The sequence below is a fragment of the Paenibacillus lutimineralis genome, from assembly GCF_003991425.1.
Taxonomy (GTDB): domain Bacteria; phylum Bacillota; class Bacilli; order Paenibacillales; family Paenibacillaceae; genus Fontibacillus; species Fontibacillus lutimineralis.
The window spans coordinates 292,247-311,467 of sequence record NZ_CP034346.1 but is presented as its reverse complement, the minus strand read 5'-3'; the positions used below and the strand labels follow the sequence as shown (position 1 = coordinate 311,467).

Genomic DNA, 19,221 nt, shown 5'->3' with positions numbered 1-19,221 from the left:
AATCTCTCTCCTTAAATCTTGCCTACAAGGTCAAGGCTAGGCTTCAAAGTTTCTCCGCCTTCCTTCCACTTAGCAGGGCAAACTTCACCCGGATGGTTACGAACATATTGAGCAGCCTTGATCTTGTCGATCAGAATGCTTGCATCACGTCCGATGCCGCCGGCAGTAATTTCAACCGCTTGAATCACTCCGTCTGGGTCGATGATGAAGGTACCGCGGTCTGCCATGCCATCTGCTTCAATCAATACGTCGAAGTTGCGGGAAATTGTATGTGAAGGGTCGCCAATCATAATGTAAGTAACTTTGCCGATGGCTTCGGAGCTATCGTGCCAAGCTTTGTGTACGAAGTGGGAATCCGTAGATACGGAGTATACTTCGACACCAAGATCCTTCAATGTTGCATATTGATCTTGCAAATCTTCAAGCTCAGTAGGGCACACGAATGTGAAGTCTGCAGGGTAGAAGCATACTACACTCCATTTTCCTTTGAAATTCGCATCAGTGACTTCGATGAAATCACCGTTGTGATAAGCATCAGCTCTAAATGGTAGTACTTCTGTTCCAATCAATGACATGATTTTTCGTACCTCCCAGGTATATTGGTTTTAATGAAGATTAGCATAGAGACATTCGAGCAGTGCATGCACATTTCTCAAGTAAGCTATACTAATTTCTTATTTATAATAATTATTATATATTAATCATTCTCAATGTCAAACCCGTTCACCAAGTCTTCATATTCTTAGTATTCACAGGAATTCAGTTCCCATTCTTCCGAATGATCATAAATTCCCTACCTATAGTATGACCGCTGCTAGTCCTGTTTTTCAGCGCATAGACTCCCTCCAATATAAGTTCGTTTTTCGTCTTGTTAACCAGGGTACCTCTTATAACACTGCTCTCGGTATGCATGATCTCTATTTAAATAGAATAACTCTTTTTCTGGAAAATAGATGTAGCTATTCTCGCAAATAGGTGCTAGATCACGAGAAAATCTACATTTCATAATGATATGTAATAATATCGGAACCTCCTTTAATTCCGAGCTAGATGCATGATTGGATAAATAATATGATTTGATTCTGAAAGGAGGACCTGTTCGACCAAATATGAAAGCGCTTAACCATAATATTTATAAGGGAGGGTGCAAAGAACGAATGAGTAAAATGATCAAACGATCCATCGCGATCCTGCTCGCGACAATCCTGTTCATCCCTTCGGGCTGGATAGCAACTGGAGCAAAGGCTGATACTGATGGAGCTTCGGAACCGGTAATGGTATATCATGAGGACTTTGCTAACGGTAAAGGTGCTGCAACACAATCGGGCGGCGCCACGCTAGAGCATGTTACGGGTAATGTTTTTGAAGGAAATGAAGACGGCGGGGCCTTATATGTAGGCAACCGAACTGCAAACTATGATGCCGCTGATTTCAAATTCGCCGATATTGGGCTGAAAGATGGTAAGACCTACACGGTGACCGCAGCTGTATATGTTGATGCTGATGTGAATGTACCGAGTGATGCTCAAGCTTTCTTACAAACGGTAGATAGTTATGCATGGCTTGACGGCGCAAAGTTTGAATCAGGGAAGGCCTTAACCCTATCCAAAAAGTTTACCGTGGATACATCCAAAGATCGGGCTCTTCGAGTCCAATCCAACGATCCCGGTGCCACAGTCCCCTTCTACATCGGAGATATCCTGATCACCGAGGATTCCGGTGGTACTGAACCAGAACTGCCTAGACCGCCAGCGAAGGAATTCACTACGATTACCTTTGAAGATTTGGAGATGGGCGGTTTTGGAGGCAGGTCAGGCAAAGAAACATTGACCATTACAGATGAAGCCAATCATACCGAGGGTGGATCTAACGCTTTGAAGGTCGCTGGCAGAACAGAGACTTGGCATGGCCCGTCACTGCGTGTTGAGCAGTATGTCGACAAGGGCAGTGAATATAAGGTGTCAGCATGGGTCAAGCTGATCAGTCCGGCAAGCTCACAAATTCAATTGTCCACGCAGATTGGCGATGGAGGCAGCGCGAATTATGTTGCCCTCTCTCCTAAAACCATCAGTACCAATGACGGCTGGGTGCAGTTCGAAGGAAGCTACCGTTATAACAGCGTCGGTGGCGAATATCTGACGATCTACGTTGAGAGCTCGAATAATGCGACGGCCTCTTTCTATATTGATGATATCAGCTTCGTGAAAACCTCAGGCCCGATCGATATCCAGAGGGATCTAACCCCAATCAAGGATGTATATAAAAATGACTTCCTGATCGGCAACGCTATTTCGGCAGAGGATCTGGGCGGCATGCGGCTTGACTTGCTGAGCATGCATCATCATGTTGCTACCGCTGGCAATGCGATGAAGCCGGATGCGCTGCAGCGTGAGAAAGGCAAATTTACTTTTGACGCCGCGGACGACATGGTGAATCAAGTGCTGGATGCAGGAATGCAAATGCACGGACATGTCCTTGTGTGGCATCAGCAATCGCCGACATGGATGAATACAACTACGAATTCGGAAGGAAATACCGTACCACTAAGTCGGGACGAGGCTCTTGAGAATATGCGGACTCATATCAAGACCGTGATGGAGCATTTCGGCGACAAGGTGATCTCTTGGGATGTCGTTAACGAAGCGATGAACGATAACCCGACTAATCCTTCCGACTGGCAGGGAGCACAGCGCAAGTCTCCTTGGTATCAAGCCATCGGTCCAGACTATATCGAGCAAGCCTTCCTTGCAGCCAGAGAAGTGCTCGATGAGAAGGGCTGGGATATCAAGCTGTATTATAACGACTACAATGATGATAACCCGAATAAAGCCGAAGCCATCTACCAAATGGTAAAAGAGATCAACGACAATTACGCCACCGCTCATCCTGGCAAGCTGCTGATCGACGGTGTTGGTATGCAGGCGCACTATTCAGTAAATACCAACCCGGTAAATGTGGAATTGTCGCTGGAGAAATTCATCTCGCTCGGCGTCGAGATCAGCATCACTGAGCTAGACATCCAGGCCGGAAGCGATTATCAACTTCCTGCCAATCTTGCAAATGCTCAAGGATATCTGTATGCACAGCTATTCAACATTTACAAAGAGCATTCCGATCATATCAAGCGTGTTACATTCTGGGGACTAGATGACGGTACGAGCTGGAGATCCTCAACGAATCCATTACTGTTCGATAAAAGTCTGCAAGCCAAGCCAGCCTATTATGGCGTCATTAATCCAGATCAATTTATCGAAGAACATCAGCCTGAAGAGACTGATGCCAATCATTCAACGGCGAAGTATGCTACACCTACCATTGATGGAACAGTAGATGCAGCCTGGAACAGTGCCCCAGAGATGCCAATCAACCGGTATCAGTCAGCTTGGCAGGGAGCTACCGGTGTAGCTAAAGCACTATGGGACGATAAGTACCTGTATGTATTGATCCAGGTAAGCGACTCACAGCTTGATAAATCAAGTGCTAATGCATGGGAGCAAGATTCGGTCGAAGTCTTCCTTGACGAGAATAATAAGAAGACCTCATTCTATCAGGATGATGATGGACAATATAGAGTGAACTTCGACAACGAGACTTCTTTCAATCCTGAAAGTATCGCCGAAGGGTTCGAATCAGCGACCAAGGTATCAGGTTCCAATTATACGGTAGAGATGAAGATCCCGTTCAAGACGATCACTCCAGCTAATAATACAAAAGTAGGCTTCGATGCACAGATCAACGACGCCAAGGACGGCGCCCGTCAGAGTGTCGCAGCTTGGAATGATACGACAGGCAACGGATTCCAGGACACCTCTGTCTTTGGTGTTCTTACTCTCACCGGCAAGCCCGGGGGCTCCAATGGCGGCGGGAGTAATGGCAGCGATAACGGTGGCAGCAATAATAGCGGCAGTTCTAGTAACAGTAGTTCTGTTCCATCGGCGCCTGCCCTAGAGAACAAAGACGGAGTTGTTACGATCAAACCGCAGGTGAAGAACGCGAATGGAGTAGCCAGGATTACGATCTCCAAGGAGACGTTGAGCAAGGCGCTTGAGCTGGCTGCAAACGGAGCTAACAGCAAGAAGCAAATTGTCATCGATGTGCCGAAGACAACGGATGCGGAATCTTACGAAGTGCAATTGCCGTCTCAATATTTGACAGGTCAAGTAGATTTTGATCTGCTGTTGCAAATAGAGCATGCATCCGTTCGAATTCCAAGCCAAATGCTATCCAATACAGCGGTGGAAGGAGAACAAGTAACCTTCCGCATCGGCAAATCCTCTGCAGAGGGTCTATCGAGTTCTATCCGCGAGCGAATTGGCGATCGTCCGATGATCGACCTGAGCATATCGGCCGGAGATCGTGTAATCGCCTGGAATAACCCTGCTGCACCTGTCACGGTATCCATCCCTTATACACCGACAGCGGATGAATCAAGTCATCTGAACAATCTCGTTATTTGGCATATCGATAGAGAAGGCAAGGTCACACCTATCCCAAATGGACGATATGATGCGGCAAGTAAAGCAGTTGTTTTCCATACAGCCCATTTCAGCACGTATGCTATAGCCTACGTATCCAAGACCTTCGAGGATCTATCTGGTGTTGCTTCGGATAGACAAGCGATCGAGACGCTGGCAGCCCGCGATATTATCAAGGGCATGAACGAGAATAGCTTATCCCCGGAATCTCCGATCAGAAGAGCCGACCTTATTGTACTTCTGGTGAGAACCCTTGAGTTGCAAGGAAACGGCAGCAATGAAGCGACCTTTAGTGACACTCCTGCTGGTGCTTATTATAGTAAGGAACTGGCTATTGCCAAGGAACTAGGCATTGCCAGTGGCTATCAGGACAACACATTCAGACCAAGCAGTACAGTCTCCCGGCAGGATATGATGGTCATGACGACACGTGCGCTTGCTGCAGCCGGCATACAGTTGGAAGGCAGCGGTGGGCTCGACGCATATTCGGATGCAGCGAGCATATCCAGTTATGCCTTAGACAGCGCCACTACGCTGCTTGGCAACGGAATTGTAAGTAGCAAGAATGACAAGATCGCTCCTCAAGACCTGGTTACGCGGGCCGAAGTAGCAGTGATCCTGTACCATGTTTGGAACCTGTGATGTAAGCAAAGCAGCAAATATAGTTCAATATGGGTTTCACGCAGATATTAAAAATAACACCGATTCAATCATGAATCGGTGTTATTTTCTTTAACCATATGGAAGGTCTTGTCCCAGCCTTATTCTATGTATCCCATCGTTCCTACAACATATTTGTCATCATAAAGGCTGAAGCTTCTGATTTTGTTATGCTCATCGATATTGAAATCTAGCATATAGAATTGTGGATCTGAACGATCCTGCTCTTGGAGCTCCGTAAGGGATTCGAAGTAATGGAGATCCTCTTTGGAAATAACATAGCTATGGTTATTGAATGCTGGATTATAAAGGGGCATATGCCTATATACTGACTTAATCTCTAATACATCGCTTCCAATCCCTAATCCCTTCGTCTCGAACCTTCCCTTCTCAGATGTATCCGAGATATGCATAAAGACTAGAATATTGTCATAAAACTTCATGTTAATGCCTTCATATTGATAAGATTTCAATAGCTTATCTGATTCAACAATATCTTTAACCTTAACCAGCTTCTTAGAACTAATCTCCTTCTTCTTCATGCCAATATATAAAGTATGGCCTGTGGTCGTATCCAATAATTGGACTTCTTCGGGGATGTTTGACAGGTCCTGTGAACTCATGAGGGAACATGATGTTAACATGGTCGATAATAGTAGAAGTAACACAACTTTCAGATACTTTCTCAAATATACAACCTCCTCGGGATCTAAGCCTAGTTCTTACTTAAATCTAGCATATTTATCATATTTTTCAAAACAATACTCAAAAAATAAAAATATCCTTTACCTTCCTGTCTAGTATTTCCAATACCTGATAGACTAGCAATTGTACATATATATACCTAGGAGGAAACCATGAAGAACTTTGCAAAATTTCTATCTATTTTATTCGCCGCAGTGATTATACTATCTGGATGCTCCAGTAATAATTCTGCCGACTCAAAGAAGCTATCTGCGGATGAGAAGCTGGCATTATCCTATGTCACGGACTTCTACAATGGAACGAAGGAAGACAGGGAGAAGTTTGTTGAGGAGAGTGTGCATCCTGAAATTCAAGCCCTATTCCGCTTAGGAGCTGCGTCTGAGGCTTCGGAGGACAAGAAGTTGAAGGATCCGAAGGTGGCAGAATCTGTGCCATACGATGACGAAGACGGAAAAGGATCAGTAGTACTCATTCAGGCAGCAGACAATCAAGAAATGATTGTGCTGATTATCGATAATAAAGTAGGCTTTGGTTATGCTGCATCCGAGAATGCTGAGTCTCAAGAATTGTTCGATCAAATGCGCAGTCAATTTAAGACGGCTAAATAGTAACTAATACATTTAATCAGCCAGTCGCCGCAATTCACGGGCAACTGGCTGTTCTACTTATGGATGCAAATTACTTCTCTGCCCCTTCCTCAGCCATGGCAATGGCCTTGGTCGCTTGGACAGTTCCATGAGGATGATTAGGCGGGGCGTAGATCGTGTAGAGCTTAAGCGGCTTCTTACCTGAATTGATCACATTATGCCAGGTTCCGGCAGGGACTAGGATAGCATCGTTATCATGAACCTTTTCTTGAAAATTCAAGTGTTCCTTCTTGTCCCCCATCTGGACAAGTCCTTCCCCTTCCTCAATGCGCAGAAATTGATCGACCTCCGGATGGACCTCCAGACCGATGTCCTCGCCGACATTGATGCACATTAAAGTTACTTGCAGATGGTTCCCAGTCCATAGAGCTGTACGGTAATTGTTGTTCCGCTTCGTGGCCTCTTCAATATTGATGACGAACGGCCTTGGTCCATAATCCTCAATCTTATTGGCTCTGTAGAATGGGCTCCAGCTATGCTCACTCGCACTACTCGAGTTATAGTACGAATTTCCGCCATGACTCCAATCGTAACTATTCCAGCCGTATTGTCCAGGATTAACCCATTGCTGCGGGCCCCATGGTTTGTCGTTCAACATTCATTCTCCTCTCATAGCCTATAACTTTTTGTAGTCATCCTATGCGGGTGCCTATTTATCGGGAACCTGTCTCCCTGAAATAATACAAAGCACCCCCAAGGCTTCACCATCTCTTGCGACATGGCTTCATTCCTTGAAGGTGCTTTAAAGGGTGTCAAGCTACTTGAATTTTTAGATATACATGCCCTGGCTCTTGCTACAATTACGCATTTACATTTCCAGGTCTATTTCCTTCCGCCAGCAGCCCATTAATACGCTCAATCAACTGCGGAAGCTCCGTCATCGTATTGATCGTGAAATCGGCTCCCTGCTGCATGAAGCCTTGCTTCGTCCTGGTAATAACCGCCTCTTTATCCGCATCGGACAAGGCTTGGTAATCCTGCTCATTAAGCCCCATCTCCGAACTTCCAACCGCAACGCCAATGGACCATACGCCAGCCTGAACGCCTTCCTTAATATCGGAGGTGGTATCTCCTACCTTCACGACCTTCCATGCCGCGGATAGCTTCAAAGCTTCCATATTTCGATAGATCATATAAGGATAAGGTCTTCCATAGGAATTCGTGTCATCCGGTGTTACGACATGATCCGGGCTATAGCCTTTAGCCTTGGCGCCAGAGATGAGAACCTCCATCATGGAATTGGTGTAGCCTGTCGTAGACCCGATCTTCAAACCTTGGGAGCGCAGTGCTTCTACCGTGCTGATCACGCCTGGAATCGGCTCTGTATATTCGGACAGGGAGGCCATAAGCGCAGGCTCAAATTCGCCATACAAACGATTCACATCTTCTTCGTTAAAAGCTCTACCGTATTTCTCTTCCCACAACGCCGATACTCTCGGCATGGACAGCATCGCGCGAATATGATCGATCTTCAGCATCCCCATCGGACCTCTGGCTTCCTCCATCGCAACCTCAATGCCAGCCTTCTTGAAAATATCAACAAATACATTCACCGGAGCAAAGCATCCGAAATCTACCGCAGTCCCCGCCCAATCTAGAATAACGCCCTCAATTTGATTCATTGTTCAGTTCCTCCCATGTAATCGCTAATGATGCTGCATAATTGCTCGATGTCTTGCCGGTAAATCTCCCCGATATTGCCGATCCGGAACGTGTCCGCATCTGTCAGCTTACCTGGATAGATCACATATCCCCGCTGCTTCACATATTCGTAGAACTCAGCGAAGTCGAAGCTTGAATTCGGGAATAGGAAGGTCGTAATAATCGGCGACTGCTTATCCTCTGAAATATAAGCCTCAATGCCCATTTCGGCAAGCTTGCTCCGCAGGATACGATTGTTCCCGCTGTAGCGTGCATTCCGCGCGGATACTCCGCCCTCCTCGATTAGCTCGTCAATGGCCTTAGCGAAAGCAGCTACGACATGCGTTGGCGACGTGAAACGCCATTTGCCATCCTTGTCCATCCCCTTCCACTGATCGTAAAGATCAAGTGACAGGCTGCGCGCTATCCCTTGGCAGGCCTTCAGCCGCTCCAGCTTGGCAATGACGAAGCCGAAGCCAGGCACGCCCTGGATACATTTATTGGCACTGCTGATCAAATAATCGATTCCGAGTCCGGCTACATCGATCTCAATCCCGCCGAAGCTGCTCATCGCATCAATGATCAAGGTCTTGCCATACTCCCGGGACAACCCCGCCACCATCTCAAGCGGATTCAAAATACCTGTCGTCGTCTCACAGTGAACCATAGCGATGTGAGTAATCGTTGGATCTTCCTCCAGCAGAGCCCTAAGCGCCGCTTCCTCTGGTTGCTTATCATAACTGACACGGTGCTCGGAATAATCCAGGTCGATATACTTCGCCATGTGCACGATCCGCTCGCCATAAGCTCCATTGGTGACGATCAGCAGCTTATCTTCCTTAGACACAGCCGAGGTCATAACCGACTCCACCGCGAAGGTACCGCTGCCCTGCATCAGCACAGCTGTATACTCTTCCGAATCAGCCCCGGCAATCTTCAAGAGCTGAGATCTGATCTTCTGCGTAATTGATTTATATTCATCATCCCATGTACAGCGGTCCAGAAGCATCTCTTCCTTAACGGTGCTAGTCGTAGTCAGCGGTCCTGGGGTTAATAGCTTGTATGCATTCATTTTGCCTTACTCCCTTGTTAGATGGATTTAACGCCTATTAATTATTCTGAGCGCTCTTGAAGAAGTCCTGATGCTCTTTAAGCAGTTCCACCGTCAGCGGCTGCTCGAATTTCAACGATTGAGCCGGCTTGTTCACATCGTCTACGCTCTCGCCGTTGTACAGAGCTACCGGATAGTTGGCGATCAGATCTTTACGTGCATCCTTGATAATGACTTCCGCCATTTTCATAGCCAGATCTGTAGTAGCATTCTTCTTATCCACTACAGCGAGGGATTCTGTCAGTGAGAAGTTCGCTTCAATCGGGTCCACATAATCGATCGGCGCGCCTGCTGCCTTCGCCCTAACCGCCTGGTGGCGCAGACCGAATCCGGCAGCAACCTCACCCGCTTGAACCTTCTTCAGTGGACCGGAACCCGAGCTCTCCAGATGCGGCCCAACATTCGCGATCAGATCATGCAGAATCGTCTTGCCCTCGTCTTGCCCATATTGGCCAATAATGGCTTGAACAAGCAGCCATGCCGTAGAAGAGTCCATAATATTCGGGATGGAGACGAGTCCTTTGAACTCCGGCGCAGTCAGCTCCTTGATGGATGTCGGCATCGGCAGTCCCTTCTCCTTCAACACTTCCGTGTTCACGAAGATTGAACCCGTATTCGCCAAGATTGGCGTATCGTAGGCTGGGTACTGTTCTAATGCACCCGTCTTGAATGAGAAGTCTTTGTACATCGGGTGCTGACTCTGCGAACTCTCGATGAAATAAGAGCTCATTGTGATCAAATCGGCTTCAATTTTGTCTCCCTCAGCCATCAGCTTGCCGCCAAGCTCCGAGGTACCGAACGTTTGCAGCACGTATTTTCCGTCATAGCCTGCATTCTTCAGCGCGGTCTCCACGGAGGTTACCGCCTCTTCATCAGCATTCGTATAGATAACTACCTTCTTCGCTTCCTCCGCCTTGCCGCTACCGCTGCCACAGCCCGCCATTGTAAGAATCAGACCAACCGCCAGAAGTGTAAGCAATATACCTTTCATTGATTTGAACACAGTATAATCCCTCTCTCTTTTCATAGTTTTTATGGATGAATATGAAGAACGATTTGCAACTACATGGCTTGCCATATTCAGATAGGGCTTATCAGGACACCGCCCTTCTTCTCTGCATCCAATCGCAAAGGGTCTTTATAACTAGATTGGTGAGGAAGATCAGCAGGGACAGCACAAAAATCTCGTTAAACTTGGCGAAGTGCTGCAATTCTTTGATTTTGCTGGCCATGACAGATGTCTGGGCCGATACGAGGAATATAATCCCGCTGATCGTCACCATCGAATTGACGAAGTAATAGCTGAACATCTCGAGTACCGTCGAGATCGAGTTCGGTAGAACGACCCGGCATACGGTCTTGAACCAACTGTCACCCAGCAGTTCTCCTGTCGTCTCCCAAGAAGGATTCATCTTGGATAAGGAGTTCTTGGCCATAAGATATGGCGTCGTGAACAGATGGACGATATTGCATAGTACGATAATCGTGAACGTTCCCTTCAAGCTGCTGCCGTTGAATAGAAGCAGATACGAGATACCAAGCACCATGCCTGGCACGGTATTGGTGATCATCGACACGATATCGGTCGCTCCTCTTCCCTTCAGCTTAGTCCGCACATTTAGCAGCGCTGCCCCATAGGCAACCAATGTCCCGAACAGGGACGTTAACAGCGCCACCCATAGCGAATTCCTATATACTCCCGTCAGGTCACGGGATGTAAGCACATCACTGACATGCTTGAAGGTGAAGTGAAGATCATACGGGAAGCTGTTCAAGAACGGAGCGATGAACATAATCGCGAAGATCGATAGCAATCCCAGTACAATCGCGCATGAGATCACTCCCAATGCAGTATCACGAATGCGATGTCTCGGCAGCTCGATGTCGCTGATCTTGTCATAATGGAAGTTAAGCCGCTCCAGGTAATTCAGCAGCCAGATCCCGAACACCGCTGGAATCAGCATCAGCACAGCAATAACCACTCCCTGGTTAAAGTCTGGGATAGAGCCGAGCATGACTTGATAGAGCTGGGTAGCAATGACCGGATAGGTCCCTCCCACTGAAGCCGGGATACCGAAATCCGTGAAGCTAAGAATAAAAGAGAGTACAAACGCCCCGCCCAGCGCCCCAACGAGTGGCCGCACAATCGTGTTGGCAAAGCTTCTCACCGTTCCAGCGCCCATCAGCCGAGAGACAATAATGAACTTCTTATCGATATAGCCGAAGGCGTTATGGATCAGCAGGAATGCCGAGGGCAGTGTATAAATGACATAGCCTGTCAGCAGGCCGTTAAAGCCATAAATCTCGAACAGGTTTCTGCCAAAGAGCTTGGTCAGCAAGCCCTGGTTGCCGAACGAGTACATAATGGCAAAGCCGTAAGTGATCGTCGGCAGTAGCATCGGCAGAATAATCGCCGTTCGCAGCGCACCCTTGATTGGGCTGTATATTCTAGTACAGTGAATCGAGTAAGCTAGAATGAAACCTAGAACCGTAGCAATTATCGCTGCCGTAGCTGAAACTTTGATACTGTTCCAGGCTGCCCCGAGCATATCTTGCTCCTTCCAGACTGAGACATAATTCGCAAGAGAGACTCCTTGATCGGTCTCGAAGGAACGAATCAATAATATGATCAACGGTAAGAACAGAAACGCAGCGAACAACAGCAGAATCAGGATGAAGACTGCCCGCATCTCGGGCTTGACTCTATGCATGTGCATACATCTCACCGAACAGGTTATAGATGTTCTGCCTCTTGATCAGTAACTGCTTAATAATGAATTGCTTCACGAACTCATTGTCTGGCTGATTGATGATCTGCTGCGGTGATCCGAATTGTGAGATTTTGCCCTGGTTGATGATTAATATTTTGTCAGACAGTGTTAAGGCCTCCTCAGGATCATGCGTTACAATAATCGTCGTCAGCTTGAATTCTCTAGCAATCGATTGAATTCGCTGTTTGATAGATTCCTTAATGACCCCATCCAGCGCGCTCAGCGGCTCATCCAGCAGTAGGATTCTCGGCTTCGTAACCAACGTTCTTGCCAAGGCCACCCGTTGCTTCTGTCCACCGGACAGCTCGCCTATTCTTTTATTCAAATGCGGAGTCAACTCAAGAAAATCGATATACTCTTTAACCTCTTGTTCACTTGCGGTACCTTTCTTATTGCGAAGACCGTATACGATGTTGTCATACGCACTCAAGTTCGGAAACAGGGCGTAGTCCTGGAACACGATGTTGAATCCGCGCTTCTTCATGGGCACATGGGTCAGATCCTCTTCACTGAAGACGATGCTTCCGCGGTCAGCTCCTGTCAGGCCAAGAATCAGATGGAGCAGGGTTGTCTTCCCGCTTCCGCTTGGACCGAGGAGCGACATAATCTCACCTGAGCCAATCTTGAAGCTGATGTCATCAAGAACTGTTTTGCCGTCAAATTGTTTGCTAATATTCTGCAGCTTCAGCAAGCCGCCCACCTCCTTCAACACAATCCCAGTATAGAAACCGTATGTCATCCGGAATAAGCGACTATGTAAAATTTGAGTAAATCTTGCATAGTTTATTCATCACTTTTGCATAACTTTAGCCCATATTAGGTATATGAACATGCCGATCTTTGTAAACTCTATTGAATCTTGAATAGGTAGCCGATACACTGAAATTGTTCTAATACTAATGCGTGCTCAAAAAGGCCGGTTTTCAGCACCGAGAAAATTGGATGAAGCTAGGGACTGAGGAGCGCAGCGTACGTAGTTTGTACGTGAGCACCGGAAGGCCCGGGTGAATTCAAGATTCGATGTCGAATTAGCTCCACTGGTTCACTTCGTGATCAAAAGCGTAAAAATCTGTATTTAGCAGGTGAGAAGATGCTGCCATTAGAAAGGCAAAAGAAAATGCTAGATCTGTTAACCGTCAGAGAGGTACTCAAAATCAATGAGCTGACCGAGGAGCTGGATATATCTATCGACACCCTAAGAAGGGATATCAATCTACTCACCAGACAGGGGAAGATTGAAAAAATATACGGCGGCATCAAGCTGGCGGGCCGGTTCGGGGAATCCTCGATGGAGGAACGGATGATCAATCATCTGGAGGAGAAGGAACAGATTGCTCGCAAGTGCTGTGAATTCATTGAGGATGGCGACTGTATCTACATTGATAGCGGGTCCACGACTTATCAAATTGCCAAGTACATGAAACATAGAAAGAAGCTCACGGTAATCACGAGCTCCATCCCGGTCATCCAGGAGCTTGTCCATAGTGAAGTGGATCTTATTATTATTGGAGGAAAAATTCGAAAAGAAGAGCAGTCCGTGGTGGCCTATGACTATATCTTCAATTTTCACGAGTTGAATATCCGCAAGGCGTTCATCTGCTGCAGCGGCATCACCATGGAGAGAGGAATCTCGGATTACAACATGGAAGAGGCCATCACACGCAAGAAGATGATTGAACTCGCCAGTGAGGTATACGTCGCCGCAGATAGTACCAAATTCGGTAAAGATGTCATGGTCTCCATCGCACCGCTGGAGCGAATCGACACCATCGTGACGGATGCGAATGTTGACCGCAGCTATCAAGCGAAGTTCAAGAAGACCGACACCAAATTGGTGATTGCGGAAGCATGAATATCTCCTAATCCTGAGTATTATGCATGTATTAATGTCGCTCAAGAAATATTATTATAAGGAAAATAACACACGCAGCGGAAACGAGGGATCTTGGTGAAATCAAACCGGATGGAAGCCTTCAGTGACGGAGTACTGGCTATTATCATTACCATTATGGTGCTGGAATTCAAGTTGCCTGAAGGCCATGATTGGAAATCCTTAGTCTATCTTTTTCCAAAGGTTCTCAGTTACATTTTCAGCTTCGTATACGTCGGTATTTACTGGAACAATCATCACCATCTGCTGCATATGGTTCGAACGATGAACGGTCGGCTGATGTGGCTCAATCTGCTGCTGCTCTTCTGGCTGTCCCTGGTTCCATTCACCACCGCCTGGATGGGAGAGAGCCACTTTGCTCCGACTCCGATGGCCTTGTATGGCATCATCCTTACCCTGGCATCTATGTCATACTGGTTACTACAACGATCGATTATTAACCAACACCCAAGGGACTCCCATTTCCACACTATAGGAAGGAGCTGGAAGGCGAAGCTCTCGCCGATCCTTTACCTTCTAACGGTGTTAACTGCTTATATAAGCCCGTGGGTATCTGGTTTCTTCATCGTCCTCGTTGCTATCATCTGGTTCTTGCCCGATAGACGAATCGAAGAGTTCCTGAGAGAGAAGTAACAGGCAGGACCACATATAACAGCTGAGTGATAGCCAAAGAGCCACCGGATTCTGGTGGCTCTTATCTTTATATGAACACTATGGAGCACACTCATAGGGTATAGTAATTCTTACCCCTGCACCGCCTTGGACACGATTCTCGGCTTCGATCCTTCCGCCGTGTTTCTCCACTAGCAGCTTCGCTGTGTACAGTCCCAGTCCGGAGTGCCCCTGATCCTGAGATCTGGAGGTATCCCCGGAATAGAATCTATCGAACATGAGGCGTAGATCTTGCTCGCTGAAACCCGGCCCCGTATCCTTCACTTCGAAAATAATATGCTGCTCATTTACAGAGATCGTCCATTCTATTTCTCCACCCATTGGTGTAAATCTCAATCCGTTCGTAATCACGTTATCGAGAACTTGCTCCAGTCTTGCAGTATCAAGGAGAAGCATATGCTCTGCATGACGATGCCACTGTTCGCGTGAGTACTGAAACGTGGCCCCTTTCTCCTGGCATAATAGGTCGAACTCTAGTCTCTTCCGTTCACAGAAGGCGGCTAAATCCGTCGGCATATACTGCAGGATGAAGTCAGGCGTGTCGATCCGATTCAGGAACAGCAGCTCGGTCAGCATTTTATCGGCGCGCTGGGTACTGTTCCGAATGGTTAGTAGATACCGCTCCAGCCGCTCGGGATGGCGTGTACCATTCTCGATCAGGTTATCGGCATGTCCCTGGATAATCGTCAGCGGAGTCCGCAGATCATGGGCAATCGCCGAGATCATATCGCGTCTCTCCTGCTCCAATCGCCATTCGCGCTTCAAGGACTGCTCCAGCGCACTGCGCATCTCTTCAAAAGCATTCGAGAGCTCGGTCAATTCCTTCGATCCGCCCTCTCCAGCGACAGAGAAATTAAGATCATTCTGCTGAATTCGCCGCGCTCCCCCAATAATCCGGGTTATCGACGGTTCGAGCCGCTTGCCTAGTCTCCTGGCGAAGATCGCAGAGAACAGAATAATAAATACAAATGGGGCAATCAGGCTGCCAAATAGGAGACTAACGAGCATCCCATTCCTAGGATTATTAACAGTCACATTAAGACTGTAGCGGAGCAAGAGCATCCCCTTCAGCCGTTGCTGTGCATCAAGAATAGGATTGAACTTAACAAATTTGCCACTATAACTATCTGTCCTGTTCAGCTTCCCGATCAAGTCCTCCGGACCGTTGACGTAGCTCTCTCCCTTCCATCCGTAGACAATCCTCCCCTCGAGGTCGATAACTTGATATTGGATACCCTGAAGTGGAATCACTTTCTCCAGTTCATCCTGCATCTGAGGAGATAACAAGGCATCCTGCTGCTTGGCCGCATATTTTAGAATCTGCGGAATTTGCCGCTCGTAATGATTGGCTGGAAGAACTCCCTTACCCGTCTGATTAATCAGAAAATAAAGTGTAACCCCCCATACCACCAGCGAGCTTAGGAAGCTAAAAAATAGGACAAGCACAAACGCACTCATAAACTGTCTGCGCAACGACCTTCTACTCGTCTTTACTGTCTGTTGAATTTGTATCCTACCCCCCATACCGTCGTCACAAATGTCTGCTCAGGGGCAGCCACCGCCAACTTCGCACGAATGTTCTTGATATGCTCTGTCACTGTAGCCGAGTCTCCCTCGGCATCATAACCCCAAATCTTCTCATACATCTGCTCGCGGGAGAATACTTGGTTCGGATGCATGAAGAGAAGCTGGAACAATTCGAATTCCCGGCTGGTTAGAGGGATAGGGATGTTCTTATAAAATAATTGCAGACTGTCCAGATCAATAGTCAGGTGTCTGTGATGCAACAGCTTCGGCTGACGGCCCAAGTGAACCCGTTGCTCGCGGCGAAGATGCGCCCTGATTCTCGCCTTCAGCTCCTGCATACTAAAGGGCTTAACGATATAATCGTCCCCCCCAACAGCCAGTCCCCGGATGCGATCCGCTTCGGCAGATCGTGCGCTTAAGAATAGAATCGGGCAAGATACCCGATCCCTAATCACTTGGCACACCTCAAGACCATCCAGATGGGGCATCATAATATCAAGAATGATCAGATCAAGCTGCTCATGGTCTTCAAGCCGGTCCAGCACCTGGCTGCCGTCATATGCGATCCGCACATCATAGCCTTCGTCCTCCAGCGCGTCGCGCATGAACTCTACAATTTCCCGCTCATCGTCGGCAATCAGAATCTTTTCTCTCATTTTCGTAGATATCCTTTCAACTTCTATCCCGTTTATTGTACATGTTCACACGTCAAAAATCCCCCTGAAATGTAACATCGCTGCCACTTCAGGGGGGAAAATACTTTTAATACTCCGTTGTCGGCTCCTTTACTTCATCGAAGACGATAATGCCATCATACTGTTCTCTCGGGATAAATCTCATTGCGTTCGGGGCTATGATCTCGGAGGTCATTCCATCCTCAGCCGCATAGTTCATCCTGAACATCCAGGAGTTGCTCTTGTTCGGCGTCTTATGCTGAGACAGATCAGCGAAGGCAATCTTATAACCGCTGCTCATTACGATCTGCTCTAGGCTGCCCTTCGGCATCGGCTGAATATCGAAGAGCTGCTGCGTCGTGATCGTGCTCGCTCTTCCGCTATTCATATAGAAGCCAATCACATATCCCTTGTCCTTAAACTTCTTATGAAGCAGTTCTCCCATGCTGGTGAAGCTGTGGATCCATTTGCCCTGCTCCTTCGTCATCATTCCTGACGTATTCTTGGCCAGATGATCGTTATGCGCCCATAGAATTACCTTCTTACCCGGGTACATCACCTGCATCAGCCACTCGACATTATCGGCCATGATGCGATCTCTGAATTCATAGCTCTCCTTCGTGCCGTACAGTCCCATTTTGATAAAGCTAATCCGACCCTCCAATGTTTTCAGGGCAATATCGACCATTTTTTCATTTTGCGGAAATGCGGCTGCAAGCTGCTCTTTGTTGTCTTGGATGAATTGAATGAGGGCTCTATATTTCGGTTCATATTCATTCAATACTTTCTGGATGTCCTGCTTGGCTTGAGGATTGTTGTCGAAGTCAAGACCATATTGGTTGATCACCGCGTAGAAGTCAGTCATCGCCTGCATTTCGAAATTGAAGTAATCCTTACCTTGCTTCTCATCTACCTTGGCAAGCCAACCGGCAATAAACTGAGTTAAGTAACCTGATGTGAACTGCATATCATATCCTGCAAGATACAGGGGATCTTCTGTATTCTTCTGCTGCTTGATATAATCGAACAGCTCCAGTGTCTCCTTGGAGTGCCAGATCGGGAAGATAGATCCTTCCATCATTCCTTTGGCGGGTAGAACATCCGCATTCTCATAAGCCATGAAGGAATCGCCCAGCCCTGACTCGAACATAACGACGTCAAAATCAAGCTCTTCATGCAAGTACTTAATCAGTCTCGTCTTCATGCTGCTGTATTCCGCAACGCGGTGGAAGTTCTCGCCCAGGCTTACGACAGTCTTATCCTTCAATAGCGGCTTAAGAAACTCCAAGTCCGTATAATCCTCTGACGCTGTTGATTTTATCTCGCGAAAATTGTCCTTAAATCCCGTATCCTCCTGCCCGGCCGCAGAGGCGCTTATCGGCGACAACAGCATCGTCAAGGCCAGTCCCGCTGCCACGATACCTGTAAATCGTTTGCTTGCTTTCATTGTTTTTTCCTCCCTATAAAATCCATTGAATTGTTCTCGTATCAACCTTCCAGGTCATCGTAACAACAATTTCTAAGGAATTTATAAAGATGCGATGGCATGCCAAAAATCGATATCGATGTTACTCAGCAGGACTCGATGGGAGAAGCAAGCCGCTCGCTCGAGTAATGTCTAACGAAACGTGGTATCGTTATTTGCGCTAAAAAGAGCAGTCTCAAATTTTAACGAAACAGGGTATCGCTATTTAAGCAAAATAGTGACCTTTAGCTTGTTTTTCCTCCAAATAACGTTATGGTGTTTCGTTAGATTTAAACAAGTATCGTTTTTGTAGAAATAGCGATCTGTAGTTTCGTTAGAGACACTTCTCTTCAGCTGGCTCCAGCGTTTACTGGCATATACTTCATTAACGATGCTAGGCTGTTTGTCCATTCTCAGTAATGTCTTATGAAACAGGCCCACAAAATACCTGTAAATAAAATTTAAAATTTATATTGCCGAATGAATAAACTCCTGCTAATATAAAAGAGCAATTTGGAAAGTCGGTATTCAATATATTTTGCGAGTCTTTCCAAGCAGATAATTTTTTGACCACTTCCTTTCCCGGGGAGTTAAGGCCATACGGACAGCCGGGTCAAATGCCGATCGGCAACCTAGCGTTGCCTTATTGATTGAGTTAAAAGCTCAAATTTTATAAGTTGGTTACTTTACAACCAGTGCATTATGCACATCAACTTGTGAAACGGTCAATAAGAGTGGTAAAGGCGATTATTTGCTATATAGACTCTGATCAAGCAGGATATATTTGAATATTGAGGGATCTTTATGCTTCGCGTATTTTTTGTGTGTATTTTGCGATGGCATAACGATATATGTCCGATTTTTATTGGAGATACTTCATATCGATATATCAGAAGCAAGTGATGTGTGCGCTAGGCGCATGTATTCACTTGCTTTTTTTGCGTGATTGACCACAAAAAAACACTCACGATAGGGGATATGA

15 protein-coding genes are annotated in these 19,221 nt (G+C 46.9%); 4 read left to right on the top strand and 11 right to left on the bottom strand.

Annotated elements, in window-relative coordinates; genetic code table 11:
* Positions 1-11: 11 nt before the first annotated feature.
* Entirely contained in the window at positions 12-575 is a 564-nt protein-coding gene (gene ahpC / locus EI981_RS01445) for an alkyl hydroperoxide reductase subunit C (RefSeq protein ID WP_126994797.1), read from the bottom strand.
* A 582-nt stretch (positions 576-1,157) separates the two neighbouring features.
* Here ahpC and EI981_RS01440 point away from each other — a divergent pair.
* The gene (locus EI981_RS01440) at positions 1,158-5,117 is read left to right on the top strand and encodes a glycoside hydrolase family 10 protein (protein WP_126994795.1); all 3,960 of its coding nucleotides are present in this window, start codon (positions 1,158-1,160) and stop codon (positions 5,115-5,117) included.
* Between the two features lie 119 nt (positions 5,118-5,236).
* Here the strand turns inward: EI981_RS01440 and EI981_RS01435 are convergent, their stop codons facing one another.
* Positions 5,237-5,824 (bottom strand): hypothetical protein, encoded by a 588-nt coding sequence (locus EI981_RS01435; protein WP_126994793.1) that lies wholly within the window; start codon positions 5,822-5,824, stop codon positions 5,237-5,239.
* 168 nt (positions 5,825-5,992) lie between these two features.
* Here EI981_RS01435 and EI981_RS01430 point away from each other — a divergent pair, with 168 nt between their 5' ends.
* The gene (locus tag EI981_RS01430) at positions 5,993-6,448 is read left to right on the top strand and encodes a hypothetical protein (protein ID WP_126994791.1); all 456 of its coding nucleotides are present in this window, start codon (positions 5,993-5,995) and stop codon (positions 6,446-6,448) included.
* Between the two features lie 70 nt (positions 6,449-6,518).
* Here EI981_RS01430 and EI981_RS01425 read toward each other — a convergent pair whose 3' ends face one another.
* The 6 genes from EI981_RS01425 to EI981_RS01400 form a co-directional block, all read right to left on the bottom strand.
* On the bottom strand, positions 6,519-7,082 hold the full coding sequence (locus EI981_RS01425; RefSeq protein WP_227011643.1) for a cupin domain-containing protein: 564 nt from the start codon (positions 7,080-7,082) through the stop codon (positions 6,519-6,521).
* A 205-nt stretch (positions 7,083-7,287) separates the two neighbouring features.
* Positions 7,288-8,109 (bottom strand): phosphonoacetaldehyde hydrolase, encoded by an 822-nt coding sequence (phnX, locus tag EI981_RS01420; RefSeq protein WP_126994787.1) that lies wholly within the window; start codon positions 8,107-8,109, stop codon positions 7,288-7,290.
* The gene (gene phnW / locus EI981_RS01415; RefSeq protein ID WP_126994785.1) at positions 8,106-9,200 is read right to left on the bottom strand and encodes a 2-aminoethylphosphonate--pyruvate transaminase; all 1,095 of its coding nucleotides are present in this window, start codon (positions 9,198-9,200) and stop codon (positions 8,106-8,108) included. The genes phnX and phnW overlap by 4 nt, the downstream gene beginning before the upstream one ends.
* Positions 9,201-9,237: 37 nt before the next feature.
* Positions 9,238-10,230 (bottom strand): extracellular solute-binding protein, encoded by a 993-nt coding sequence (locus tag EI981_RS01410; RefSeq protein ID WP_127004240.1) that lies wholly within the window; start codon positions 10,228-10,230, stop codon positions 9,238-9,240.
* Between the two features lie 103 nt (positions 10,231-10,333).
* The gene (locus EI981_RS01405) at positions 10,334-11,950 is read right to left on the bottom strand and encodes an ABC transporter permease subunit (protein WP_126994783.1); all 1,617 of its coding nucleotides are present in this window, start codon (positions 11,948-11,950) and stop codon (positions 10,334-10,336) included.
* A complete protein-coding gene (locus tag EI981_RS01400; RefSeq protein WP_126994781.1) occupies positions 11,943-12,701 on the bottom strand; it encodes an ABC transporter ATP-binding protein in 759 nt (252 codons plus the stop codon). The genes EI981_RS01405 and EI981_RS01400 overlap by 8 nt, the downstream gene beginning before the upstream one ends.
* Before the next feature lie 399 nt (positions 12,702-13,100).
* Here EI981_RS01400 and EI981_RS01395 point away from each other — a divergent pair, with 399 nt between their 5' ends.
* Together EI981_RS01395 and EI981_RS01390 are read left to right on the top strand one after the other, a co-directional pair.
* Entirely contained in the window at positions 13,101-13,862 is a 762-nt protein-coding gene (locus EI981_RS01395; RefSeq protein WP_126994779.1) for a DeoR/GlpR family DNA-binding transcription regulator, read from the top strand.
* Between the two features lie 96 nt (positions 13,863-13,958).
* Positions 13,959-14,534 (top strand): TMEM175 family protein, encoded by a 576-nt coding sequence (locus tag EI981_RS01390; RefSeq protein ID WP_126994777.1) that lies wholly within the window; start codon positions 13,959-13,961, stop codon positions 14,532-14,534.
* Between the two features lie 78 nt (positions 14,535-14,612).
* Here EI981_RS01390 and EI981_RS01385 read toward each other — a convergent pair whose 3' ends face one another.
* From EI981_RS01385 to EI981_RS01375, 3 genes are all read right to left on the bottom strand, one after another.
* Complete coding sequence (locus EI981_RS01385) at positions 14,613-16,031, bottom strand: sensor histidine kinase (protein ID WP_127004238.1); 1,419 nt, start codon at positions 16,029-16,031, stop codon at positions 14,613-14,615.
* A 32-nt stretch (positions 16,032-16,063) separates the two neighbouring features.
* Positions 16,064-16,756, bottom strand: coding sequence for a response regulator transcription factor (locus EI981_RS01380; protein ID WP_126994775.1), 693 nt, complete (start codon positions 16,754-16,756; stop codon positions 16,064-16,066).
* Between the two features lie 106 nt (positions 16,757-16,862).
* Complete coding sequence (locus EI981_RS01375) at positions 16,863-18,221, bottom strand: erythromycin esterase family protein (RefSeq protein ID WP_126994773.1); 1,359 nt, start codon at positions 18,219-18,221, stop codon at positions 16,863-16,865.
* Positions 18,222-19,221: the final 1,000 nt, after the last annotated feature.

Coding starts and splice junctions, on each gene's coding strand:
- EI981_RS01430 (WP_126994791.1), top strand. CDS start 5,993: ATGAAGAACTTTGCAAAATTTCTATCTATTTTATTCGCCGCAGTGATT.
- EI981_RS01410 (WP_127004240.1), bottom strand. CDS start 10,230: ATGAAAGGTATATTGCTTACACTTCTGGCGGTTGGTCTGATTCTTACA.
- EI981_RS01380 (WP_126994775.1), bottom strand. CDS start 16,756: ATGAGAGAAAAGATTCTGATTGCCGACGATGAGCGGGAAATTGTAGAG.
- phnW (WP_126994785.1), bottom strand. CDS start 9,200: ATGAATGCATACAAGCTATTAACCCCAGGACCGCTGACTACGACTAGC.
- EI981_RS01440 (WP_126994795.1), top strand. CDS start 1,158: ATGAGTAAAATGATCAAACGATCCATCGCGATCCTGCTCGCGACAATC.
- EI981_RS01395 (WP_126994779.1), top strand. CDS start 13,101: ATGCTGCCATTAGAAAGGCAAAAGAAAATGCTAGATCTGTTAACCGTC.
- EI981_RS01375 (WP_126994773.1), bottom strand. CDS start 18,221: ATGAAAGCAAGCAAACGATTTACAGGTATCGTGGCAGCGGGACTGGCC.
- phnX (WP_126994787.1), bottom strand. CDS start 8,109: ATGAATCAAATTGAGGGCGTTATTCTAGATTGGGCGGGGACTGCGGTA.
- EI981_RS01385 (WP_127004238.1), bottom strand. CDS start 16,031: ATGAGTGCGTTTGTGCTTGTCCTATTTTTTAGCTTCCTAAGCTCGCTG.
- EI981_RS01405 (WP_126994783.1), bottom strand. CDS start 11,950: ATGCATAGAGTCAAGCCCGAGATGCGGGCAGTCTTCATCCTGATTCTG.
- ahpC (WP_126994797.1), bottom strand. CDS start 575: ATGTCATTGATTGGAACAGAAGTACTACCATTTAGAGCTGATGCTTAT.